At 71.6% G+C, this 23925-nt stretch carries 21 protein-coding genes; 7 read left to right on the top strand and 14 right to left on the bottom strand.

Annotation, left to right across the window (positions count from 1 at the left end; genetic code table 11):
* Positions 1–175: 175 nt before the first annotated feature.
* From O1Q96_RS15530 to iolC, 7 genes are all read right to left on the bottom strand, one after another.
* Positions 176–2635 (bottom strand): SpoIIE family protein phosphatase, encoded by a 2460-nt coding sequence (locus O1Q96_RS15530; protein WP_269248727.1) that lies wholly within the window; start codon positions 2633–2635, stop codon positions 176–178.
* 121 nt (positions 2636–2756) lie between these two features.
* Positions 2757–3539, bottom strand: coding sequence for a GntR family transcriptional regulator (locus tag O1Q96_RS15525; protein ID WP_269248726.1), 783 nt, complete (start codon positions 3537–3539; stop codon positions 2757–2759).
* 122 nt (positions 3540–3661) lie between these two features.
* Positions 3662–5158, bottom strand: a complete 1497-nt coding sequence (locus O1Q96_RS15520) for a CoA-acylating methylmalonate-semialdehyde dehydrogenase (RefSeq protein WP_269248725.1) — start codon at positions 5156–5158, stop codon at positions 3662–3664.
* A gap of 31 nt (positions 5159–5189) precedes the next feature.
* Entirely contained in the window at positions 5190–7064 is a 1875-nt protein-coding gene (gene iolD / locus O1Q96_RS15515; protein ID WP_269248724.1) for a 3D-(3,5/4)-trihydroxycyclohexane-1,2-dione acylhydrolase (decyclizing), read from the bottom strand.
* A gap of 7 nt (positions 7065–7071) precedes the next feature.
* Positions 7072–7965: a 5-deoxy-glucuronate isomerase gene (gene iolB / locus O1Q96_RS15510; RefSeq protein WP_269248723.1), complete on the bottom strand. Its 894-nt coding sequence runs from the start codon at positions 7963–7965 to the stop codon at positions 7072–7074.
* A gap of 17 nt (positions 7966–7982) precedes the next feature.
* Complete coding sequence (locus O1Q96_RS15505; protein WP_269248722.1) at positions 7983–8861, bottom strand: Cgl0159 family (beta/alpha)8-fold protein; 879 nt, start codon at positions 8859–8861, stop codon at positions 7983–7985.
* 29 nt (positions 8862–8890) lie between these two features.
* Positions 8891–9841, bottom strand: coding sequence for a 5-dehydro-2-deoxygluconokinase (gene iolC / locus O1Q96_RS15500; RefSeq protein WP_269248721.1), 951 nt, complete (start codon positions 9839–9841; stop codon positions 8891–8893).
* 312 nt (positions 9842–10153) lie between these two features.
* Here iolC and O1Q96_RS15495 point away from each other — a divergent pair, with 312 nt between their 5' ends.
* The 5 genes from O1Q96_RS15495 to O1Q96_RS15475 are packed head-to-tail and all read left to right on the top strand — an operon-like array spanning position 10154 to position 15101.
* Positions 10154–11170, top strand: coding sequence for a sugar ABC transporter substrate-binding protein (locus tag O1Q96_RS15495; protein WP_269248720.1), 1017 nt, complete (start codon positions 10154–10156; stop codon positions 11168–11170).
* Between the two features lie 5 nt (positions 11171–11175).
* The gene (locus O1Q96_RS15490) at positions 11176–12249 is read left to right on the top strand and encodes an ABC transporter permease (protein WP_269248719.1); all 1074 of its coding nucleotides are present in this window, start codon (positions 11176–11178) and stop codon (positions 12247–12249) included.
* 4 nt (positions 12250–12253) lie between these two features.
* Positions 12254–13162: an ATP-binding cassette domain-containing protein gene (locus O1Q96_RS15485; RefSeq protein ID WP_269248718.1), complete on the top strand. Its 909-nt coding sequence runs from the start codon at positions 12254–12256 to the stop codon at positions 13160–13162.
* Entirely contained in the window at positions 13162–14064 is a 903-nt protein-coding gene (locus O1Q96_RS15480) for a sugar phosphate isomerase/epimerase family protein (RefSeq protein ID WP_269248717.1), read from the top strand. Before O1Q96_RS15485 ends, O1Q96_RS15480 begins: the two co-directional genes overlap by 1 nt.
* 17 nt (positions 14065–14081) lie before the next feature.
* A complete protein-coding gene (locus O1Q96_RS15475; RefSeq protein ID WP_269248716.1) occupies positions 14082–15101 on the top strand; it encodes a Gfo/Idh/MocA family protein in 1020 nt (339 codons plus the stop codon).
* Positions 15102–15276: 175 nt separating this feature from the next.
* On the opposite strand, the gene O1Q96_RS15470 is transcribed toward O1Q96_RS15475, so the two are convergent.
* From O1Q96_RS15470 to O1Q96_RS15455, 4 genes are all read right to left on the bottom strand, one after another.
* Positions 15277–16299, bottom strand: coding sequence for a Gfo/Idh/MocA family protein (locus O1Q96_RS15470; protein ID WP_269248715.1), 1023 nt, complete (start codon positions 16297–16299; stop codon positions 15277–15279).
* Positions 16296–17300 carry a Gfo/Idh/MocA family protein gene (locus O1Q96_RS15465; RefSeq protein ID WP_269248714.1) on the bottom strand — a complete coding sequence of 335 codons (1005 nt, stop codon included), beginning with the start codon at positions 17298–17300 and terminating at the stop codon, positions 16296–16298. The genes O1Q96_RS15470 and O1Q96_RS15465 overlap by 4 nt, the downstream gene beginning before the upstream one ends.
* Before the next feature lie 107 nt (positions 17301–17407).
* The gene (locus O1Q96_RS15460) at positions 17408–18184 is read right to left on the bottom strand and encodes an SDR family oxidoreductase (protein ID WP_217459823.1); all 777 of its coding nucleotides are present in this window, start codon (positions 18182–18184) and stop codon (positions 17408–17410) included.
* A gap of 14 nt (positions 18185–18198) precedes the next feature.
* A complete protein-coding gene (locus tag O1Q96_RS15455; protein WP_269248713.1) occupies positions 18199–19377 on the bottom strand; it encodes a phytanoyl-CoA dioxygenase family protein in 1179 nt (392 codons plus the stop codon).
* A 128-nt stretch (positions 19378–19505) separates the two neighbouring features.
* Between O1Q96_RS15455 and O1Q96_RS15450 the strand changes: the two genes are divergently transcribed.
* Positions 19506–20567, top strand: a complete 1062-nt coding sequence (locus O1Q96_RS15450; RefSeq protein WP_269248712.1) for a LacI family DNA-binding transcriptional regulator — start codon at positions 19506–19508, stop codon at positions 20565–20567.
* 12 nt (positions 20568–20579) lie between these two features.
* Here O1Q96_RS15450 and O1Q96_RS15445 read toward each other — a convergent pair whose 3' ends face one another.
* Positions 20580–21017, bottom strand: coding sequence for a DUF4442 domain-containing protein (locus O1Q96_RS15445; protein WP_217459883.1), 438 nt, complete (start codon positions 21015–21017; stop codon positions 20580–20582).
* 197 nt (positions 21018–21214) lie between these two features.
* On the opposite strand from O1Q96_RS15445, the gene O1Q96_RS15440 reads away from it, so the two are divergent.
* A complete protein-coding gene (locus O1Q96_RS15440) occupies positions 21215–22246 on the top strand; it encodes a DUF8017 domain-containing protein (RefSeq protein WP_269248711.1) in 1032 nt (343 codons plus the stop codon).
* 126 nt (positions 22247–22372) lie between these two features.
* Here the strand turns inward: O1Q96_RS15440 and O1Q96_RS15435 are convergent, their stop codons facing one another.
* Entirely contained in the window at positions 22373–23218 is an 846-nt protein-coding gene (locus tag O1Q96_RS15435) for a spermidine synthase (protein ID WP_269248710.1), read from the bottom strand.
* A gap of 112 nt (positions 23219–23330) precedes the next feature.
* Complete coding sequence (locus O1Q96_RS15430; protein WP_269248709.1) at positions 23331–23888, bottom strand: DinB family protein; 558 nt, start codon at positions 23886–23888, stop codon at positions 23331–23333.
* Between the last annotated feature and the right edge of the window lie 37 nt (positions 23889–23925).

Raw genomic sequence — 23925 nt, 5'->3', positions numbered from 1 at the left:
GCGCGGGCGACCGTCCTGGTTCGCCCTCCGGACGCACTATGCGACAAAAGTGACTTAATACGACGTTAGACACCGCGTGTGCGGCAGAAAATCGGACGTCACCGGCACGGCGGAGGACCTGTCGAGACGCCGGGCCGAACCGACGGGCGCGGCGCGGGACCGCTCCCGCCGGGGCTCAGACCGCCGGGCCCGCCAGGGACTGTTCCGTCCAGATGATCTTGCCGTCCTGGGTGTAGCGCGTGCCCCAGCGCTGGGTGAACTGGGAGATCAGGAAGAGACCGCGGCCGCCCTCGTCCGTCGTCTTCGGGTGGCGCAGGTGCGGGGCCGTGGGACTGCCGTCCCACACCTCGCAGACCAGGGTTCTCGACATGATCAGCCGCAGCCTGATCGGTCCGGCCGCGTGCCGGATCGCGTTCGTGACGAGCTCGCTGACGACGAGCTCGGTGGTGAAGGTCAGCTCGTCCAGTCCCCACTCGCACAGCTGCCGCGAGGTGCGTTTGCGGACCTCGGCGACCGCGGCCGGATCACCGGGCAGCTCCCAGGACACCATCCGCTCCGCCGGCAGGCGGCGGGCGCGGGCCATCAGCAGCACGACGTCGTCCGGCGGGCGCGCCGGGACGAGCGCCTCGACCACGGCCTGGCAGCTGTCGTCGAGGCCGGGCGCCCGCCGTTCGAGCACGCGCCGCAGCCGCTCCCGGTCGGCGGCCGCGTCCCGCACGCTCGCGGGTCCTTCGGCGGCGAGCAGCCCGTCGGTGCACAGCGCCAGCACACTGCCCTCCGCGAGTTCCAGTTCGACCGACTCGAAGGGCGGGCCGCCGACGCCGAGCTCGGGGCCCGGCGGCAGTTCGGGGAAGTCCACCGTGCCGTCCGGCCTCACGACGGCGGGCAGTCCGTGGCCGGCGGCGGCCATGGAGCACCGGCCGCCGACCGGGTCGTACACCGCGTAGAGGCAGCTGGCGCCCTTCGTCGGTACGCCGTCGGCGCGGGGCGCCGTGTCGGGGTCGTCCTCGTGCCCGGACCGGTCGACCAGGTCGTCGAGGTGGGCCAGCACCTCCTGGGGCGGCAGGTCCAGATCGGCGAGGGTCTGCACGGCGGCCCGCAGCCGGCCCATGGCGGCGGCGGCCTCGATGCCGTGCCCGACCACGTCGCCCACCACGAGGGCGACCCGCGCGCCCGACAGCGGGATGACGTCGAACCAGTCCCCGCCGAGCCCCGTCAGTTCGTCGGCCGGCCGGTAGCAGGCGGCGACCTCCATCGCGTCCTGTTCGGGGAGCCGGTGCGGCAGCAGATGGCGCTGCAGGACGAGCGCCGCGTCGCGTTCCCGGGTGTAGCGGCGGGCGTTGTCCAGGCAGAGGGCGGCGCGGGCCACGAACTCCTCCGCCAGGGCCAGGTCGTCCTGGTCGAAGGGGTCCTTGCGCCGCTTGCGGAAGAACGTGGTGATCCCGAGCGTGGTGCCCCGGGCCCGGATCGGGACGATCATCACCGTGTGCAGCCCGAGGTCGCGGAAGGTCGCCGCCCGGCCGCCGGGTCCGCTGTTGGACCACTCCTTGGCCCCCGGGTCGAGCCGCTCCTCGATCCAGGAGTCGCCGCTGGTCAGACAGCTGATCGGGGGTGCTCCGACAAGGTAGCGCGCCACCTGTCCGACGTCGACGACGGCTTCCGGGACGCCCTCGCTCACGGACTGCTGGCCGGCCCGTCGCAGCGGTACCGCGTCCGTGACGCTCAGCGGGCCGGGGGCGGGCTCGCCCCCTTCGAGGACGGACTCGAGCAGGTCGACGGCGACGAAGTCCGCGAGCCCCGGCACGGCCACGTCGGCCAGCTCCTGGGCCGTGCGCATGACGTCCAGGGTGCGGCCGATGCGCTTGCCCGCCTGGTCCAGAAGGGTGAGCCGCTCCCTGGCCCGGAAGCGTTCGCTGACGTCGACCACCGTGTAGTACGCGCCGATCGGGTTGCCCTGGTCGTCGTCGAGCCGGGTGAACGACATCGCGTGGGCCGTCTCCCGGTGCGGCGCCGAGGCCACCGAGCCGATGTGCTCGTATCCGATGACGGCCTCACCGGTCTCCAGCACCCGGCGCATGACCGCTTCGAGCGCCTCGGCGTCCAGGCCCGGCTGGATGTCCGCGAGCCGTTTGCCGATCCGCTGGTGGGCGGGGCCGCCGCCGAACTGCTCCAGGGCCGCGTTCGACCACACGAACCGCAGGTCCGCGTCCACGATGGCGATGCCGATCGGCGAGTGCGCGGCCATCCGCTCCAGCACCGTACGGCTCATGTGCCAGCCCGCGGCGCCGGTCATGTCGGCGACCAGGGCCACCCGGCGCGGCGGGCCGTCCGCGCTCTCCACGGCCGAGACGACCCGCACGGTGGTGACGACCGGGTGTCCGTCACGGTGGCGTACGGCCAGGAGCCCCGTCCAGGTGCCGCTCGGGCCGCACCGGCGGGTCAGGTCAGGCAGCCGCGCGGCGTCCTCGGGCATGAGCAGGTCGGCCACGGCCCGGCCCACGACCTCGGCCGGGCGGTAGCCGAACAGCCGCTCGGCGTCGTCCGTCCAGCCGGCCACCGCCGTACGCGCGTCCAGCAGCACGACGGCGGCGTCCGCCATGTCGAAGCGCCGCGCCACGCCGCTCTCCTCGCTCATCGCCACCCTGACCCCTCTCCGTCTCTGGGAGTGGTCTTCCCGTTCGCCACACTCGGTGCACCGAGCTGCACGGGCCCAACGTACCGCCGCGGGAGCCGCACGACCCCGGCAGCCGCATCCGTCAGGGGCGGACGAGCAGCTGGAAGTCGAAGGTGTAGCGGGACGCGCGGTAGACGTGGGTGCCGTACTCGACGGCCCGCCCGGTGTCGTCGTAGGCCGTGCGGCGCATGGTGAGGAGCGCGGCTCCCGCGCGCTCGTCGAGCAGGCCGCCCTCCTCCGCGGTGGCGCTGCGGGCCCCGACGGTCTGGTGGGCGCTGTGCAGCGTGATCCCGGCGGCCCGCATCATCCGGTAGAGACCGGTTGCCTCCAGCTTCTCGGTGTCCAGGTCGAGGAGCGTGGCGGGCAGGTAGTTGCAGAGACGGGCCACGGGTTCGCCGTGGGTCGAGCGCAGCCGTTCGAGCACGACGACGTCCCGGCCCTCGGGGATGCCGAGGGCCGCGGCGACGTCCGCCGAGGCGGACTCGACCTCGTTGCGCAGTACCCGGGTGGCGGGGCTCTGGCCGGCGGCCGCGAGGTCGTCGTACAGGCTGCTCAGTTCGAGCGAACGCCGGACCTGGCTGTGCACCACCTGGGTGCCGATGCCGCGGCGGCGCACCAGCAGACCCTTGTCCACCAGCGACTGGATGGCCTGGCGGACGGTCGGCCGGGACAGGCCGAGCCGGGCGGCTATGTCCACCTCGTTGCCCAGCAGGTTGCCCGGGGCGAGCGCCCCGTGTTCGATCGCGGACTCCAGCTGCTGGGCGAGCTGGTAGTAGAGCGGGATCGGGCTGCCCCGGTCCAGGGCGACCTCCAGGCTGTCGAAGGCCGCGGCGGTAGCCGGACGTGCCGTTTCGGTGGATGCCACGGGTGCCCCTCCCTTCGCGTGTCCGTGGGTACGTGGTTCCCGGTCAGGTCGTGCCGGTACCCCGTACGGCTTCGGTGAGGCCGTGCCGGTGTCGGGCACGGCCTCCTTCGGTGCGGCTTGTGTCAGGAGTTGCTGGGGAAGCCGAGGTTGATGCCGCCGCCGTCCGCCGGGTCGGGCCAGCGGGTGGTGATGACCTTGCCCTGGGTGTAGAAGGCGACGCCGTCGTTGCCGTAGATGTGGTGGTCGCCGAAGAGGGAGTCCTTCCAGCCGCCGAAGGAGTGGTAGCCGACGGGCACGGGGATCGGGACGTTGATGCCGACCATGCCGGCCTGGACCTCCAGCTGGAAGCGGCGGGCGGCGCCGCCGTCTCGGGTGAAGATCGCGGTGCCGTTGCCCCAGCGGGAGCTGTTGATCAGCGCGATGGCCTCGTCGTACGTGTCGGCGCGGACCACGCACAGCACCGGGCCGAAGATCTCGTCCTTGTACGCGTCCGCGGTGACCGGGACCCTGTCGAGGAGCGAGACGCCGATGAAGAAGCCGTCCTCGTGACCGGGGACGGTGTAGCCGGTGCCGTCCACGACGACCTCGGCGCCCTGGGCGCGGGCGCTCTCGACGTACGAGGCGACCTTGTCGCGGTGCTCGCGGGTGATGAGGGGGCCCATCTCGCTGGCGGCGTCGCTGCCGGGGCCGATCTTCAGGCCCTTGGCGCGCTCGGCGATCTTGCCGACCAGCTCGTCGCCGGTGTCGCCGACCGCGACGACGACGGACACGGCCATGCAGCGCTCGCCTGCCGAGCCGTAGGCGGCGTTGATGGCCTGGTCGGCGGCGAAGTCCAGGTCGGCGTCGGGCAGCACCAGCATGTGGTTCTTGGCGCCGCCGAGGGCCTGCACGCGCTTGCCGTGCTCGATGCCCTTGAGCTGGATGTACTTGGCGATGGGCGTGGAGCCGACGAAGGAGACGGCCGTGATGTCCGGGTGCTCCAGGAGGCGGTCGACGGCGACCTTGTCGCCCTGCACGACGTTGAGCACGCCGTCCGGCAGGCCCGCCTCGGAGGCCAGCTCGGCCAGCCGGTAGGAGGCGGAGGGGTCCTTCTCGCTCGGCTTGAGCACGAAGGTGTTGCCGCACGCGATGGCCAGCGGGAACATCCACATCGGCACCATGGCCGGGAAGTTGAACGGCGTGATGCCGGCAACGACGCCGAGGGGCTGGCGGATCGCGGCCACGTCGACCCGGGTGGAGACCTGCGTGGACAGCTCGCCCTTCACCAACTGCGGTACCGAACAGGCGAGTTCGACGATCTCCATGCCCCGGGCGACCTCGCCGAGCGCGTCGGAGTGCACCTTGCCGTGCTCGGCGGTGATGAGCTCGGCGATCTCGTCGCGGTGCGCGTCGAGCAGCTCGCGGTACTTGAAGAGGACCGAGGTGCGCTTGGCCAGCGAGGCGGTGCCCCAGCTCTCGAAGGCGGCCTTCGCGGAGGCGACGGCGGCGTCCACCTCGTCCACGGAGGCGAAGGGCACCTGCTTCTCCTGGGCGCCCGTGGCGGGGTTGTAGACGGGCCCGAAGCGGCTGGAGGTGCCCTCGACGGGCTTCCCCCCGATCCAGTGGTCGATGTTCTTCATGAGGTGCGGGTCCTTTTCGTGAGCGGGGAGTTCAGAGGTGGCGGCGGCGGTCGACGACGTTCCGGTCGTACGTCTCGCGGGCGCGGGTCGCGGCCTCTCGGGAGGCGACCTCGGCGACCGGTACGTCCCACCAGGCCTCGGCACCGGGGGCGCCGGGCGTCGGATCGGTCTCGACGTACACGCACGTCGGCCGGTCGGAGGCGCGGGCGGTGGCCAGGGCGTCCCGCAGTTCGCGGACGGTCTTGGCGCGCAGGACGTCCATCCCGAGGCTGGCGGCGTTGGCGGCCAGGTCGACCGGCAGCGGGTCGCCGGTGAAGGTGCCGTCGGGAGCGCGGTAGCGGTAGGCGGTGCCGAAGCGCTCGCCGCCGACCGTCTCGGAGAGTCCGCCGATGGACGCGTACCCGTGGTTCTGGATCAGCACCAGGTTGACGGGCAGCCGTTCCTGGACGGCCGTGACGATCTCGGTGGGCATCATGAGGTACGTGCCGTCGCCGACCAGCGACCAGACGGGGGTGCCGGGGGCGGCCTGCTGGACGCCGATGCCCGCCGGGATCTCGTAGCCCATGCAGGAGTAGCCGTACTCCAGGTGGTACTGGCGCGGGCTTCGCGCACGCCAGAGCTTGTGCAGGTCGCCGGGGAGCGAGCCGGCCGCGTTGATGACCACGTCGTCGTCGCCCACCACGGCGTCCAGGGCGCCGAGGACCTGGGTCTGGGTGGGTACGGCGTGCTCGTCGTCCGCCCGGAAGGCGGCGTCCACGACCTGCTCCCAGCGCTCCTTGCCCGCGCGGTACTCGGCCTCGTACGCCGTGTCCACGCGATGGCCGGCGAGCGCCTGCGTGAGGGCTTCGAGACCGGCGCGGGCGTCGGCGACCAGGGTGCGCGCGCTCAGCTTGTGCGCGTCGAAGGCGGCCACGTTCAGGTTGACGAACCGGACGCCCGGCTCCTGGAAGAGCGTGGCGGAGGCGGTGGTGAAGTCCGTGTAGCGGGTGCCGACGCCGATGACCAGGTCGGCGGTGCGGGCCAGGTCGTCGGCGACGGCGGTGCCGGTGTGGCCGACGCCGCCGAGGTCGGCCGGGTGGTCGTGGCGCAGCGATCCCTTGCCGGCCTGGGTGGACGCGACCGGGATGCCGGTGGCCTCCACGAACGCCTTGAGCGCCGCCTCGGCCTCGCTGTGGTGGATTCCGCCGCCCGCGACGATCAGGGGGCGCCGGGAGCCGCGTACGGCCTCCACGGCGGCCGCGAGCTCGGCCGGGTCGGGCGCCGGGCGGCGCACGTGCCAGACCCGGTCGGCGAAGAACTCCTCGGGCCAGTCGTACGCCTCGGCCTGGACGTCCTGCGGCAGGGCCAGGGTGACGGCGCCGGTCTCCACGGGGTCGGCGAGCACGCGCATCGCGTTCAGCGCGGACGGGATCAGCGCCTCGGGGCGGGTGATCCGGTCGAAGTAGCGGGAGACCGGGCGCAGCGTGTCGTTGACCGAGAGGTCCGCCTCCACGGGGTGCTCCAGCTGCTGGAGCAGCGGGTCGGCGGCGCGGGTCGCGAAGTAGTCACCGGGCAGGAGCAGCACCGGGAGGCGGTTGACCGTGGCCAGGGCCGCGCCGGTGACGAGGTTGGTGGCGCCGGGGCCGATGGAGGTGGTGACCGCCTGCGCGGAGAGCCGGTCGAGCTGGCGGGCGTGGGCCACGGCTGCGTGCACCATGGCCTGTTCGTTGCGGCCCTGGTGGAAGGGCATGGTGTCCTCGCCGGCCTCCAGGAGTGCCTGGCCGATCCCGGCAACGTTGCCATGGCCGAAGATTCCCCAGGTTCCGGCGATCAGCCGGTGCCGTACGCCGTCGCGTTCGGTGTACTGCGCGGCCAGGAAACGCACCAGTGCCTGGGCGACGGTCAGTCGGAGGGTGGAGCGGCTCATCGGTTCCTCACTGGGATGCGGACGTGGATCGGGTCAGCCGGGGGTCGACGGGCTGGCTCGGCCAGGTGTCGCGGATCCAGGCGTGGTCGGGGTGGTCGCAGATCAGCCAGGCGCGGTCGGCACCGGGGCCCGCCATGACGTTGAGGTAGTACATGTCGTGGCCGGGCGCGGCGATCGAGGGGCCGTGCCAGCCGTCCGGGATCAGGACGACGTCTCCGCCGCGCACCTCGGCCAGCACGTCGGTGCCGCTGCCGTGGCCGGACGGCGAGACCCGCTGGTAGCCGAGGCCGGGCGTGCCCTCGTGGTCGGCGATCTCGAAGTAGTAGATCTCCTCCAGTTCGGACTCCTCGCCGGGCCGGTTCTCGTCGTGCTTGTGCGGCGGGTACGAGGACCAGTTGCCGCCGGGAGTGATCACCTCGACGGCGATGAGCTTGTCGCACTCGAAGACCCCGGCCGCGCCGAAGTTGTGGACCCGGCGGGAGCAGTTGCCACTGCCGCGCAGCTCGACGGGCACGTCCTCGGCGGGCCCGTGGCGGGCCGGCAGGCGCCGGGAGCAGCGGGCCCCGGTGAGCGCGAAGCGCCCGCCGCCGTCGGAGGTGAGGGTCGCGCTCGCGTCGCGCGGCACGTAGACGAAGTCGCTGACGCCGTCGAAGACGCTCGTGCGGCCGTGCAGCGCGAACTCGTCGCGGCCGAAGTCGTCGGTGACGGCGACGGAGCAGCCGCCGCCGAGCGAGGTGACGATCCACTCGCTGTCACCGGCGGTGAACTCGTGCGTGCCGCCGGGCGGCAGTTCCAGGACACGGAGGCTGGAGTGGTCCCAGCCGGCGCTCTCCGGGGTGACGTCCACGGCGTACGGGCCGCTCGCGGCCTTGCCCGCGGGCAGGTGATGTGCGCTGGTCATGAAGTGGGTCCTTCCGGTCAGAGGAGGCCGACCGCGGTGTCCACCGCGGTCTCCACGCTGCCCTCGGCGGGATAGAGCAGGGACCGGCCGACGACGAGGCCCTGGACGGTGGGCAGCCGCAGCGCCTTGCGCCACTTCTCGTACGCGCCCTCCTGGTCCCTGCCGACCTCGCCGCCGAGCAGGACGGCCGGCAGGGTCGAGGTCTCCAGCGCGACGGCCATGTCGTCCGGGTCGCTGGTGACGGGCAGTTTCAGCCAGGTGTACGCGGAGGTGCCGCCGAGGCCGGAGGCGATGGCGATGGAGCGGGTGACGGCCTCCGCCGTGAGGTCGTTGCGGACCGTCCCCTCGACGCGGCGGGAGATGAACGGCTCGACGAACACGGGCAGGCGGTGCGCCGCCATGTCGTCGATCGCCCGGGCGGTGGACTCCAGCGTGGTCAGCGAGCCCGGGTCGTCGTAGTCGATGCGGACCAGCAGTTTGCCCGCGTCGAAGTTCAGCCGGGCGATGTCCTCGGCCCGGTGGCCGGTGAAGCGGTCGTCCATCTCGAAGGACGCGCCGGCCAGACCGCCGCGGTTCATGGAGCCCATGACGACCTTGTTCTCCAGCGCGCCGAGCAGGAGCAGGTCGTCCAGTATGTCGGCGGTGGCGAGCACCCCGTCCACGCCCGGCCGGGACAGCGCGACGCACAGCCGCTCCAGCAGGTCGGCGCGGTTGGCCATGGCCAGTCTGCGGTCGCCGACCCCGAGAGCGCCGCGGGCCGGATGGTCGGCGGCCACGATCATGAGGCGGCCGCTGTCGCCGACGAGGGGGCGCCGGGCGCGGCGGGCGGCCGCTTCGGCCACGGCCTCGGGGTGCCGGGCGCGCACCCTGACGAGGTCGGGGATGGTGATGCTCAAGAGTTGGCTCCGTTCAGGGGGTGGCGGCGTCAGCCGCGGGAGGCGACGAGTTCCTCGACCTCGGCGGCGGTCGGCATCGCGGAGGAGCAGGCGAGGCGGGAGGCGACGAGGGCGCCGGCCGCGTTGGCGTACCGCATCGTCTTCTCCAGTTCCCAGCCGGCCAGCAGCCCGTGGCAGAGCGAGCCGCCGAACGCGTCCCCCGCGCCGAGGCCGTTGACCACCTCCACGGGTACGGGCGGTACTTCGGCGGTGGTGCCGTCGCGGTGGACGGCGAGGACGCCCTTCGGGCCCTGCTTGACGACGGCCAGCTCCACGCCTGCCTCCAGGAGGGCCTCGGCGCATGCGCGCGGCTCCCGGACGCCGGTGGCGACCTCGCACTCGTCGAGGTTGCCGACGGCGACCGTCACATGCCGCAGGGCTTCGGCGTAGTACGGGCGGGCCTCGGCCGGGTCCTTCCAGAACATCGGGCGCCAGTCGAGGTCGAAGACGGTGGTGCCGGCCTTGTCGCGGGCCTTGAGGGCGGCGAGCGTGGCCGAGCGGCTGGGCTCCTCGCTCAGTCCGGTACCGGTGATCCAGAAGATCTTCGCCGCCCGGACGGCGAAGAAGTCCAGCTCGTCCGTGCGGATCACCAGGTCGGGCGCCTTGGGCTGCCGGTAGAAGTACAGCGGGAAGTCGTCGGGCGGGAAGATCTCACAGAACGTGACCGGTGTGGGGTACTCCGCGACGGGGGTGACCCAGCGGTCGTCGACCCCGAATTCCTTGAGAGCCTGGTGGAGATAGGCTCCGAAGGGATCATCGCCGGTTCGGCTGACGATCGCCGTGGTGCGCCCCAGGCGTGCCGCGGCGACCGCCACGTTGGCCGCCGAACCGCCGAGGAACTTGCCGAAGGTTTCGACGCGGGCGAGCGGCACGCCGGTCTGCAGAGGGTAGAGATCGACCCCGATGCGACCCATGGTGATCAGGTCGAAGGACTCGGTCATACGCGTCGCTCCTCGTGGTGGCTGCGGACTTCCGGGGGTGCGGGATGCAGGGCACCGGTGTGTCCTAGGTGTAAGACCGAGACCGAGTCATGTCAAGACTTTGTACTTACATTCTCACGTGATCGTGAAATGATGTCTTAACAAAGTATTGACAGCGGGGTCAGTCAGGGACTTACATCCCCTCCCAACAGCACAGCCGAGTTTGTTCGTACCTGGCCCTGCGGTTCCCTCCGTACGGGCCAAGGCCCGGGCTCCCGCCCGGACCACTGCCCCTGCTCCCTTTCCCCTGTAGCACAGTGAGGTGCCGGAAAGATGGACCGCACGTCTCGCCCCCGTTCCCGCAGAATCGCCCTCGCCGCCGCGGCCGCCGCGGCGGCCCTGATAGTCACCGGTTGTTCCAGCGACTCCGGCGGCAAGAAGGCCGAGGAGGACACGGGCAACGCGTCCGCCGGCAAGGCCGACACCCCCCGCATGAAGGTCGCGATGGTCACCCACGCGGCTCCCGGCGACACCTTCTGGGACCTCATCCGCAAGGGGGCGGAAGCCGCCGCCGCCAAGGACAACGTCGAGCTGGTCTACTCCAGCAACCCCGACTCGGCGAAGCAGGCCAACCTCGTCCAGAACGCCATCGACCAGAAGGTCGACGGCATCGCGGTCACCCTCGCCAAGCCGGACGCCATGAAGTCCGTGGTCGCCAAGGCGGAGAAGGCCGGCATCCCGGTCGTCGGCCTCAACGGCGGCATCGACGACTGGAAGGAGCAGGGACTCCTGGAGTACTTCGGCCAGGACGAGTCGGTCGCCGGTGAGGCCTTCGGCGAGAAGCTCAACGAACTCGGCGCCAAGAACAACATCTGTGTCATCCAGGAGCAGGGCCACGTCGCCCTGGAGGCGCGCTGCGCCGGCGTGAAGAAGACGTTCAAGGGCAAGACCACGAACCTCTACGTGAACGGCACGAACATGCCGTCCGTGAAGTCGACGATCACCGCCAAGCTCAAGCAGGACAGCTCGATCGACTACGTGGTCACGCTCGGCGCCCCGTTCGCGCTGACCTCCGTGCAGTCCGTGGACGACGCGGGCAGCAAGGCCAAGGTCGCGACCTTCGACCTCAACAAGGAGATGGTCAAGGCCATCGAGGACGGCGACATCCAGTTCGCCGTCGACCAGCAGCCGTACCTGCAGGGCTACCTCTCGGTCGACGCCCTGTGGCTCTACAAGACGAACGGCAACTTCAGCGGTGGTGGCCAGGAGCCGGTGCTGACCGGTCCGGCGTTCGTCGACAAGGAGAACGTGGCCGACATCGCGAAGTTCGCCGCGAAGGGCACTCGGTGACACCCATGACCCAGGCAACGGCACCGGCGACGAGCAACTCGTCGCCGGGTTCGCCGGCCGCCCCCAAGGACGGCCGGACCACCCAACGGTCACTGGCACGCAGGCTGGCGGCCCGTCCCGAGATCGGCGCGCTGATCGCGGCGATCGCCGTCTACGTCTTCTTCTTCGCCGTCGCCTCGCCGTTCCGCGAGGCGAGCTCGCTGGCCAACGTGCTCTACGAGTCCTCCGTCATGGGCATCATGGCCCTGCCGGTGGCGCTGCTGATGATCGGCGGCGAGTTCGACCTGTCCGCCGGCGTCGCAGTCACCACCTCCGCACTGACCGCCAGCATGTGGAGCTTCCAGCTCTCCATGAACGTGTGGACCGGCGTCATCGTCGCCCTGGTGGTGGCTCTGGCCATCGGCGCGTTCAACGGCTACATGCTGGTACGCACCGGCCTGCCGTCCTTCCTGATCACCCTGGGCTCGTTCCTGATCCTGCAGGGCGCCAACCTCGCCATCACCAAGATCTTCACCGGGAACGTCGCCACCGACTCGATCAGCGACATGGACGGCTTCGACCAGGCCAAGAAGGTCTTCGCCTCCGAGATCGGCATCGGCGGCGTCGACGTCAAGATCACCGTCTTCTACTGGCTGGTCTTCGCCGCCGCCGCCACCTGGCTGCTGCTGCGCACCAAGTTCGGCAACTGGATCTTCGCCACCGGCGGCAACAAGGACAGCGCCCGCGCGGTCGGCGTCCCCGTCACGTTCACCAAGATCGCCCTGTTCATGGGCGTCGGCGCCGGCGCCTGGTTCGTCGGCATGCACATCCTGTTCTCGTTCAACACCGTCCAGTCCGGCGAGGGCGTGGGCAACGAGTTCCTCTACATCATCGCCGCGGTCATCGGCGGCTGTCTCCTGACCGGCGGCTACGGCTCCGCGATCGGCCCCGTCATCGGCGCCTTCATCTTCGGCATGGTCTCCCAGGGCATCGTCTACGCCAACTGGAACCCCGACTGGTTCAAGGCCTTCCTCGGCGTCATGCTCCTGCTCGCCGCCCTCGTCAATCTGTGGGTCCGCCGCCAGGCCACCCGGAGGTAACGCCATGACCACCGACAACACCTCCCCCAACGGAGCCACAGCCGTCCAGGACAAGCCCGAGGACGCCGAGCCGATCGTGCAGCTGCGCGGCGCCGGCAAGGCCTACGGCAACGTCCGCGCCCTGCACAGCGTGGACCTGGCCGTGCATCCCAGCCAGGTCACCTGCGTGCTCGGCGACAACGGCGCCGGCAAGTCGACGCTGATCAAGATCATCTCGGGGCTGCACCAGCACACCGAGGGCGAGTTCCTCATCGACGGCCACGCCGTCCAGCTGAACACCCCGCGCGAGGCCCTCGACAAGGGCATCGCCACCGTCTACCAGGACCTCGCCACCGTGCCGCTCATGCCGGTCTGGCGCAACTTCTTCCTCGGCTCCGAGATGACCAAGGGCCCCTGGCCCGTCCGCCGCCTCGACATCGCCAGGATGAAGGAGACCGCGGACACCGAACTCCAGGCCATGGGCATCGTCCTGGACGACCTCGACCAGCCCATCGGCACCCTCTCCGGCGGCCAGCGCCAGTCCGTGGCCATCGCCCGCGCCGTCTACTTCGGCGCCCGCGTCCTGATCCTCGACGAACCCACCGCCGCCCTCGGCGTCAAGCAGTCCGGCGTCGTCCTCAAGTACATCGCCGCCGCCCGCGACCGCGGCCTGGGCGTCATCTTCATCACCCACAACCCCCACCACGCCTACATGGTCGGCGACCACTTCAGCGTCCTGCGCCTGGGCACCATGGAACTCTCCGCCGCCCGCAGCGACGTCACCCTCGAAGAGCTCACCAACCACATGGCGGGCGGCGCCGAACTCGCCGCCCTCAAACACGAACTCGCCCAGGTCCGCGGCGTCGACGTCGACAAACTCCCCGAGGAGGAGGACCTCAAGGCTTCCCTTCCCGCGTCGGAGAGGAAGTCCTGATGACCGGCGCGCTCGACCGTATCCGCGTCGGCTCGGCTCCGGACTCCTGGGGCGTCTGGTTCCCCGACGATCCCCAGCAGGTTCCCTGGGAACGTTTCCTGGACGAGGTCTCCGAGGCCGGCTACTCCTGGATCGAGCTCGGCCCGTACGGCTATCTGCCGACCGACCCGGCCAGGCTCACCGACGAGGTGGCCAAGCGCGACCTGCGGGTGTCGGCCGGGACGGTCTTCACGGCGCTGCACCGCGGCCCCGACGTCTGGGACGCCACCTGGGAGCATGTCAGCCAGGTCGCCGAACTGACCCGGGCCATGGGCGCGAAACACCTCGTGGTCATCCCGTCGTTCTGGCGGGACGACAAGACCGCCGCGCTGATCGAGCCGCCGGACCTGACGGTCCGTCAATGGTCGTACCTGGCCAAGGGCATGGAGCGGCTGGGGCACGAGGTCAAGGAGCGCTACGGGCTCGACATCGTCGTGCACCCGCACGCCGACACGCACATCGACACCGAGGAGCACGTCGAGCGCTTCCTCGACTCGACCGACTCCGGCCTGGTGGGCCTCTGTCTGGACACGGGCCACTACGCCTACTGCGGTGGCGACAGCGTCAAGCTGATCGAGACGTACGGCGAGCGCATCGGCTATCTGCACCTCAAACAGGTCGATCCGCAGATCCTCGCCGACGTCGTCAGGAACGAGATCCCGTTCGGCCCGGCCGTGCAGCGCGGAGTGATGTGCGAGCCCCCGGCCGGCGTCCCCGCCCTGGAGCCGGTGCTGGCCGCCGCCCAGAAGCTCGGCGTCGACCTGTTCGCCATCGTCGAGCAGGACATGTACCCCTGTCCGCCGGACAAGCCCCTGCCCATCGCGGTGCGCACCCGCACGTTCCTGCGCTCCTGCGGCGCCTGAGAAGGGAGCAACCGACCATGGCTCAGCGCGGAACGCTCGGCGTGGCGGTCATCGGCACCGGGAAGATGGGCGCCGATCATGTCCGTCGGCTCAGCGAGGTGACCAACGGGGCCCGCGTGGTCGCCGTCGTGGACGTCGACGCGGAACGCGTCAAGCGCGTCGCCGACGGCATCGAGGACTGCTCCGCGTACACCGACCCGTCCGCCGCCATGGCCGCGGAGGGCGTGGACGCCGTCCTCATCGCCTCCCCGGGCCCCGCCCACGAGGCGGCCCTGCTCACCGCCTTCGAGCACGACCTGCCCGTGCTGTGCGAGAAGCCGCTCACGCCGGGCTCGGCCTCGGCGCTGCGCGTCCTGGAGGCCGAGCGGAAGCTCGGGCACCGCCTGGTGCAGGTGGGCTTCATGCGCCGTTACGACACCGAGTACGTGAAGCTCAAGGCGCTGCTGGAGACGGGCCAGCTGGGCCGGCCGCTGATGCTGCACAACCGGCACCGCAACGTCGCGACCCCGCCCGGCTTCACCAGCGAGATGCTCATCAACGACTCCGTCGTGCACGAGATGGACATCACCCGCTGGCTGCTCGGTCACGAGATCACCGCGGTGACCGTGCTGAAGCCGACACCGTCGGGCAACGCGCCGGAAGGCCTGCAGGATCCGCAGTTCGTGGTGTTCGAGACCGCCGGCGGCGCGATCGTGGACGTCGAGATCAACGTCAACTGCGGCTTCGGGTACCAGGTCCAGGCCGAGGTGGTCTGCGAGCGCGGCACGGCCCGCATCGGTGACGGACACGCCCTGGTCACGAACATGGCGGGCCGCTGGGGAGGCACTATCGCCCAGGACTTCGTGGAGCGCTTCGAGGACGCGTACGACCGCCAGGTGCAGGCCTGGGTGGACGCCACCCGGCGCGGCGAGGTCACGGGACCCAGCGCCTGGGACGGCTACGCCACGGCCGCGGTCTGCGAGGCGGGCGTCCGGGCCCAGGCCGAGGGCGGCCGCGTCGAGGTCGAACTCGTGGAGCGCCCGGCCTTCTACGCCTGAGCCAGGCACAGCGGCAACAACGCCCTGAGGGGGCCGCCGATCGGGCCCCCTCAGGCCAGGCGCGCCCCTGAAGGGGCGCGCGGGGAACTGCGCGACCAGCCCACGACGGCCTGCGGAGACGGACCGACCGGGACCGGTTCCTGCCCAGGGCGGCGCGTCCGACGCCGCCGGACGCTCACGCGCGCGGAAGCTCCGTACGGGGCCGGGGCGAGAAGCCGGCCCCGCGGTAGCAGTCGTCGATCAGGCTCATGGTGGCCACCGCGTCCTGCGCGTCGAGCGGCAGCGCCGCCCCGCCGCGCACATGGGCGGCGAACGCCTCCAGCTGGTAGGTGTACGAGGACCGCCTGCCGAGCTGCTCGGTCCGCTCCCCCGACGCCGTGCGGACCACGACGCGGTCGTCCCGGTGCGGCAGGACGAAGTTCATCGCGGTCGCCTCGCCGAGCGAGCCGACGATCCGGCAGGTCATCCGCAGTTCGCTGTAGTCCATGTGGCAGCGGGCGGAACCGGTGGCCCCGCTCGGGAAGGCCAGGTCCGCGTCCAGCCACTCGTCGACCTCCGGGGCGCCCTCGCGGCCGCCGCCCCTGGCCTCGACCAGGGTGGGCGCCCCGCCCGCCCAGGGCGCGAGCATGCGCAGGGCGTGCACGCTGTAGCAGCCGAGGTCCATGAGCGCGCCGCCGGCGAGCGGCAGGGACCAGCGGGGATCGGTGTCGGGCGGGGCCGGGACGGCGACGAGCGTCTCGACGTGCCGCAGCTCGCCCAGCTCCCCGGACTCCAGCAGTGCGTGCAGGCGCCGGGTGACCGGGTGGAAGAGGTAGTGGAAGGCCTCCATGAAGACGGTGCCCGCCTTGTCGGCGGCGTCCCGGACCTCGACGGCCTCCTCCGTGTTGCTCGCGGAGGGCTTCTCCGTCAGCACGTGCTTGCCCGCGGCGAGGGCGGCGAGGTTCCACGGCCCGTGCAGGCCGTTGGCGAGCGGGTTGTAGACGACCTCGACCCCGGGGTCGGCGATCAGTTCCGCGTACGAGTCCACGACCCGTTCGACGTCGTGCTCGGCGGCGAAGGTCTCGGCCCGGGACCGGTCGCGGGCGGCCACCGCCACGAGGCGGTGGCCGGTCGCGCGGGCCGGGCCGACGAGGGACAGATCGGCGATGCGGGCGGCGCCCAGCACGCCGATGCGCAGTGGCTCGGCCGGAATCGTCATGCGCCGCGTACCTCCTCGATCGTCACGGTGCGGTGCTCACGCAGGGAGAGCGTGCAGGCGTCGGCGATCCAGCCCGCCTCCAGCGCGTCGGCGACGGTGCACGGCGAGGTCCGCCGGCCGGCGACGACATCGGTGAACGCGCTCAGTTCCGCACGGTACGCCTCGGTGAAACGGTCCATGAAGAAGTCGTGCGGAGTGCCCGCGGGGAAGGTGACGCCGGGCTCGACGGAGCGCAGCGGCAGCTTGTCCTCCAGACCGACCGCGATGCTGTCCCGGAAGCCGTGGAGTTCCATGCGGACGTCGTAACCGCGCGCGTTGTGCCGGGAGTTGGAGACCACGGCGAGCGTGCCGTCGTCGAGGGTGAGGATCGCCGCGGTGGTGTCGGCGTCACCGGCCTCGGCGATGTAGGGCTCCCCGCGGTTGCTGCCGGTCGCGTACACCTCGGTGACCTCGCGCCCGGTGACCCAGCGGATGATGTCGAAGTCGTGCACGGAGCAGTCGCGGAAGATGCCTCCGGAGGCGGCGATGTACGCGGCCGGGGGCGGCGCGGGGTCGAGCGTGGTGGACCGTACGGTGTGCAGCGGGCCGAGCTCGCCGCCGAGGACGGCGGCGCGGGCGGCCACGAACCCGGCGTCGAAGCGCCGGTTGTAGCCGATCTGGATCTGGACACCGCTGTCGCGCACGGCGTCGAGGACCTCCACGCCCTCCTTCATGGTGCGGGCGACGGGCTTCTCGCAGAAGACCGGCACGCCCGCCTCGACGGCGGCGAGGATCAGGCCCGGGTGGGCGTCGGTCGCGGCGGCGATCACCACGCCGTCCACGCCCGCGGCCAGCACGGCCTCGGGCGAGTCCTTGGCCTCGGCGCCGAAGCGCTCGACGGCCGCCGTGACCGCGGCCCGGTACGGGTCGGCGACGACGAGGGACTCGACCGCGTCGAGCCGGGAGAGGGTCTCGGCGTGGAAGGCGCCGATCCGGCCGAGGCCGAGGATGCCGATGCGCATGGTTCAGGGCTCCTTGCTCACGTGCTTGGTGCTTGTCTGCTTGCTTGTCCGCTTGCTTGCCTGCGCGCTTGCGCCGACGTGCTCGGCCGAGTCCGTCGCGCGGAGGCTCAGTCGAGTCCGCCGAGGACGTTCTGGTCCCAGTCGATGACCGAGCCGGTGACGACACCGCTGCGGTCGGAGAGGAGCAGCACGACGAAGTCGGCGATCTCGTCGGGCTGGCCGAGTTTGCCCATCGGCAGTCGCCGCGCCGCCTGTTCGCGCCAGTCGTCGCCCGCGTCGTGGAAGGTGCGCTGGGTGGTGTCCTCGCCCTCGGTCGCCGTCCAGCCGATGTTCAGGCCGTTGATCCGGATCCGGTCCCAGCGGTGGGCGTGCGCGGCGTTGCGGGTCAGTCCCGCGAGTCCGGCCTTGGCGGCCACGTACGGGGCCAGGAAGGACTGTCCGCCGTGCTCGGAGCTGGTGATGATGTTGACGACCGTGCCGGGCGCCTTGCGGGCCACCATGTCGGCCACGGCGGCCTGCATGGCGAAGAACGGGCCCTTGAGGTTGATCGCGATGTGCGCGTCGAACAGCTCGGGGGTCGTGTCCAGGAGCGTCCCGCGCGAGGTGAGCCCGGCGGAGTTGACCAGGCAGTCGACCCGGCCGTACGCGGCGATCACCTCGGCCACGCTGCCACGTGCCTGCTGCGCGTCGGAGAGGTCGGCCCGTACGTACAGGGCCTTGGCGCCGGCCCCGGTCAGTTCGGTGACCAGCGCCTCGCCGGGCTCGGGGCGACGGCCGGTGACGGCGACGGTCGCGCCCTCCCGGGCTGCGGCCCGGGCGACGGCCGCGCCGACGCCCTGGCTGCCGCCGTTGACGAGGACGACCTTGTCGTCGAGAAGTCCCATGCTCTCTTCTCTCCTCAGCTCTCGCGGCGCCCGGCGGCGGACCGCAGCGCGTCACGCAGGTGGTCCGGGGCCCAGTCCTCGCTCAGGGCACGGCGGACGAGGTCCGCCTGGGACGGTGGGGCCAGGCCGTCGACGGGCGGGTCGGAGTCCAGGTTGGTCGGGAAGGGGTAGCCCTCCGCGCAGGACGCGACGACCGTGTCCAGCCACTCCTGGCTCGCGCCCGCCGCCTTGCGCCTGAGCAGCACCGGATAGACGGCGTTGGTCATGGCCTGCCGGTCGACGCTCTCCATGGCCCGCCCGAAGGCGGAGGAGACCTGCAGCAGGTTGGCCATGCGCCGGATGTCCGGCGACGTGTTGTGCCCGGCGGCGTGGAAGAGGGCGGGGTTGAAGAACACCGCGTCCCCTTCGGCCAGCGGCAGCTGCACGTGGTGCGCCTCGAAGTACGCGCGGAACTCCGGCAGCCGCCAGGCCAGGTAGCCACTTTCGTACTTCTGCGAGTGCGGCAGGTACATCGTGGGGCCGGACTCGACGGGCATGTCGCAGTGGGCGACCGCGCCCTGGAGCGTCAGCGCCGGCGAGAGGCGGTGCACGTGCGCGGGATACGCGGCGGCGGCCTCGTTGCTCAGGAATCCGAGGTGGTAGTCCCGGTGCACCCTCTGCGCGGCGCCGCCCGGGTTCACGACGTTGACCTGCGAGGTGACCTGGTAGCCGGGGCCGAGCCAGGCGCCGGAGAGGAGGGCGAGGACGTCGTTGGCGTAGTAGTCGGCGAAGGCCTCCGGGTCCAGCAGGGCCGTCTTCTCCAGCGCGTTCCAGACACGGTCGTTCGCGCCCGGCTTGGCGAAGTGGTCGCCCGCGGTGGCGCCCGAGGCACGCTGCTCGGCGATCAGGGCGTCGAAGGCCTCGCTCGTGCGGCGGAGGACCCCGCGGTCGGGGAAGGCGCCCCGGAACACCACGATGCCGGGGCCGTCGGCCAGCGCGTGCACCAGCTCCGCCTGGACGCGGCGGCGGCCCTCGGGCGTCCGGATCTCGGCGCGCAGGCTCTCGCTGTCGTACAGCGGCACGTTCCGCTCGACGGAGGCGGCGTACGGGTGGTCGGCCGGGTCGGTGCCCCGCTCGACCAGTTCGCGGAAGCCTTCGAGGTCGCAGTCGTCCGCGGACAGCCACGTCCGGGGGCCTGAAAGGGTGCGGGACATCGTCGTCCTTTCGGAGATCGCAGCGACCCCTTCCGGTGTCGCGGCGACGCGTTGATGTCATTCTTGTGTCGCCGAACCCCTCAAGCAATCGTCAGCGAGCCATCAAAAACCCCTCAAGGAGCCGGTGCATGGGCCACCCGTACGCGATCAGAGAGATCGCTCGTCAGGCGGGCCTGAGCGAGGCGACCGTGGACCGGGTCCTGAACGGGCGGGGCGGGGTCCGCGAGAGCACGTCCCGCTCGGTGCACCAGGCCGTCGCGGACCTGGACCGGCAGCGGACGCAGGTCCGGCTGACGGGCCGCACCTTCATGACCGACATCGTCATGCAGACCCCGGAGCGGTTCTCCACGGCGGTGCGCACGGCGCTGGAGGCCGAACTGCCGTCGCTGAGCCCGGCCGTGCTGCGCTGCCGGTTCCACTTCCGGGAGACGGGTGCGCCGGACGACCTGATCGCGACGCTGGACCGGATCGCCCGCCGCGGCTCACAGGGCGTGATCCTCAAGGCCCCGGACGTCCCGGAGATCACGGCGGCCGTCGGCAGGCTGGTGACCGCGGGCATCCCGGTGGTGACCCTGGTGACCGACCTGCCCGCCAGCGGCCGGCTCGCCTACGTCGGCATAGACAACCGGGCGGCGGGCGCCACCGCCGGATATCTGATGGGCCAGTGGCTGGGCGACGGCCCGGGGCACGTCCTGACCACCATCAGCCGCGGCTTCTTCCGCGGCGAGGAGGAGCGCGAGATGGGCTTCCGGGCCACGATGCGCACGCTGCGTCCGGCCCGGCGGCTCGTCGAGGTCACCGACAGCGACGGTCTGGACGCCACCCAGTACGACCTGGTGCTGGCCGCGCTCCGGCACGACCCCGCGATCCGGGCCGTCTACTCGATGGGCGGGGGCAACAACGCCACGCTCGAAGCCTTCGACGCCGTCGGCCGGCGCTGTGACGTCTTCGTCGCCCACGACCTGGACCACGACAACGCCCGCCTGCTGCGCGCCGGGCGCCTCTCCGCGGTGCTCCACCACGACCTGCGCCAGGACATGCGCACCGCCTGCCAGGCCGTCATACGGGCCCATGACGCCCTGCCCGCCGACCCGGCGCCCTCGCTCCCGTCGGCGATCCAGGTCGTCACGCCGTACAACATGCCGCCCGAGACACCCCTGCCGGACGTCCGCACCGGCGGCCAGGGGTGACAGGGAGATCGCTCAGCCGTTGGGGCGCAGCGTCCAAAGGACCGTCATCTCCCCGGTCACCGCGCCGTCCTCGCGCTGGATGGCGACCGCCACCGGGAACTCCGGGCGCTCCCCCGCGTCGAGTTCGGCGACGACGTCGGCGATGGGACGCCCCAGCGTCGCGGTGGCCGTGACAGGCCCTCTGGCCAGCTTCTTGAACGCGATCTCGGCGGTCACGGGCAGCGGTACGGCCCGCGCGAGCTGGTCCCCGAACGCGGCCAGTACGACCGCGCCGCTCGCCGACTCCCCGAGTGTGAACATCGCTCCGGCGTGCGGTCCGCCCACGTGGTTGTGGTACTCGCTCTGGTCGGGCAGCGCGAGCACGGCCTTCTCCGGAGTGGTCTCGAGATACTCCAGCTTCAGGGTCCGGACCATCGGCACCGTGGCGGCGAGCATCTCGCCGATCGACATCTGATCTGCGCTCATGGCCGCACGTTACCCATGAGTAGCCAAGCATGGCCAGAAAGGAACCCTCTCCACCCGGCCCGGCGGGAGGAGGCTCGGTACCGGTGCGTCCGTATAAGAACCCATCTGCCTCCCGATCCGGTACGTCCCTGACGAGGGGCAGTGACCCAACCGTGTCCGGGACAGCACTAGGGTTACTGGCCATGTGGCCAGGAAACCAGCCGCCCGGGGGCGAGCAGAACCCGCAGGACCCGAACCAGAACCCGTATCAGCAGCCGGGGTACCAGCAGCCGAATCCGTATCAGCAGCCCGGATTTCAGCAGACCGGACCTCAGCCTCAGAGTCCATACACGCAGCCGGGGCAGCCCGGTTGGAGTGCGCCCGGCGCACCGCAGCCCCCCGAGGGCGGCGGTGGCGGGAACAGGACGAAGCTCGTCGCGATCGTGGCGGCCACGGCCGTCGTCGTCGCGGCGGGTGTCACGGGCGTGCTGGTTCTCGGCGGCGACAAGGACGACGAGGCAGGCGGCGACAAGGGCGGCAAGGCGAAGCAGTCGCCGTCGTCGAGCGCGGCCAAGGACCCGAGCGCGTCGGCGTCCACCGGTGAGGACAACCCGCGCGGCGCGGACGGCGAGAAGCCGACGATCGCGGGGTGGAAGGTCGTCATCAACCCCCGCTTCGGCACGATGTTCGACGTGCCGGCCGATTGGGAGATCGAGAGTGCCGACACCAGTGTCGGCTTCGAGTGGGAGGAGAAGGGCAAGACCGACCGCACCACGGTCACCGCCCCCGCCTACCTCAAGTCCAAGTGGTGCACCAGCGACGGCGACAAGGACGGCCGCGCCGAGGACACGGCGCTGGCCACCGCCGGAACACGCGGCGAGAACGGCGCCAAGGACTCGGCCGAGGCCGCCGAGACCCGTGTGCCGTGGTGGATCTTCGGCGGCTACACGCAGCCCGACAAGAAGAGCGTGAAGTTCGACAAGGCGAAGCCGTACACGACCAAGTCGGGTCTCAAGGGCAGCATCGCCACGGCGCACTCCAGCAACACGCCGCAGAACAAGAAGTGCGACAGCGAGGGCAAGGCGATCGCCTTCGCCTTCAAGAACGGCGCGGGTGACTACGTCACCTGGAACCTGTACGGCGCCAAGGGTGTCGACGACGAGATCCCCGAGGCCACGGTCCAGAAGATCCTGGGCACGGTACGCCTGACCGAGGACGCGCCGACGGACGGCTAGCGTCCCCGGCGCATCGCACCGCCGCCGTGATCGCGACGAACCCGAGCAGTCGAGGTACGTCGATCGCGGCGGCGTTCGCCGTCCTGGACGAGGGCGGCCACCACGGCATCCCTGGGTCCAAAGCCCTCAGCCGATGCCGAACGCCCCGTCCGGCGGCTCCGGCGACGGCACCGCGTCCTCGTCGCGTACGGGCCGCGCGTCCCCCATGAAGACCCGCAGCGTGTCCCCGTGCTCGACCCGGGCCGGGAAGGCGTCGGCGGCCGTGCGGCGCATGAGGGTGGCGGTGTCGAGCGGCCGGTGCGAGGCGACGAGTACGGCGTTCCCGAAGCGGCGGCCGCGCAGCACGCCGGGCTCGGCGATCAGCGCGAGCTCTTCGAACACCGTGGAGAACGTGGCGAGCTGGGAGCGCAGGAAGGCGAAGGGCGTAGCATCGGCGAGGTTGGCCAGGTACACGCCGTCGCTCCGCAGGACGCGCGCGGTCTCCCGCGCGTACGCCTGCGAGGTCAGATGCGCCGGTACCCGGGAGCCGCCGAAGACGTCGGCGACCAGGACGTCGGCGGAGGCCGCGGGGGCGCTTTCGAGCCAGGCCCGGGCGTCCGCGCCGTGCAGCGCGATTCCGGCGTCCTCGGGAAGGGGCAGATGCTCGACGACGAGGTCCAGGAGGCCGCCGTCGGCCTCGACCACGTCCTGCCGCGACCCGGGCCGCGTCGCGGCGACGTACCGGGGCAGCGTGAGCGCGCCACCGCCGAGGTGCAGGACGTCCAGCGCCCGCCCCGGCTCCCCGACCGCGTCGAGGACGTGCCCGAGCCGTCGGGCGTACTCGAACTCCAGGTGCGTCGGCTCGTCCAGATCGACGTACGACTGGGGCGCCCCGTCGACCGTCAGGAGCCAGGCCCGCTTCCGGTCGACGTCCGGCATCAGCTTGGCGGTCCCGTGATCCACGGTCCTGGTCACGGGTATCGGCTCGTCCACGGGGCCATTGTGCCCGTACGGGCATGACCGGACCCGGTTCTCCTCCGATCCCGGCTCTCGTGGCCCTCCCGCCCCGTGTCCGCCGAGCCGCACGCGGTCCCGTGCCCGCACCTCACACGCCGACGGCCCCGTCGACGCGCTCGCGGAGCAGGTCGGCGTGGCCGTTGTGCCGGGCGTACTCCTCGATCATGTGGATGAGGACCCAGCGCAGCGACACCGGCCCTCGCCAGGAGTCCTCGCCCGCGACGGCCAGATCGGGCGCTTCGGCCACAAAGGCCTCGGAGAACGCCACCTCTGCCCGCCAGGCCGCCCAGGCCTCGGCGATCACCGCGGGGTCCGCGACCGCGCCGTCGAAGTCGCCGTCCGGGTGCGCCGCCGAGGTGAAGAGCGCGGGCGCGTCCTGCCCGGCCAGCACCCGCCTGAACCAGCGGCGCTCCACGTCGGCGAGATGCCGTACCAGCCCGAGCAGCGAGAGCGTGGAGGGCTCCACGGACCGAAGGGCCAACTCACCCGCCAGACCCGCGCACTTCATCTCCAGCGTCGCCCGCTGGGCGCCCAGGATGTCGACGAGCATGCTGCGCTCGTCGGCGGTGGCGGACGTGCTGAATCGGCGGTCCTCCCCGGCTGCGGCGAAAATCCCGGCTCTTCGGTGTGGTCGCTGGCTCGTCATGCCCCCATCCTCGGCCGGAGCCGTCGGCACGCGCACC

Source organism: Streptomyces aurantiacus (genome assembly GCF_027107535.1).
GTDB lineage: Bacteria > Actinomycetota > Actinomycetes > Streptomycetales > Streptomycetaceae > Streptomyces.
The sequence above is the reverse complement of the archived record's forward strand: the minus strand, read 5'-3'. Positions and strand labels throughout refer to the sequence as shown.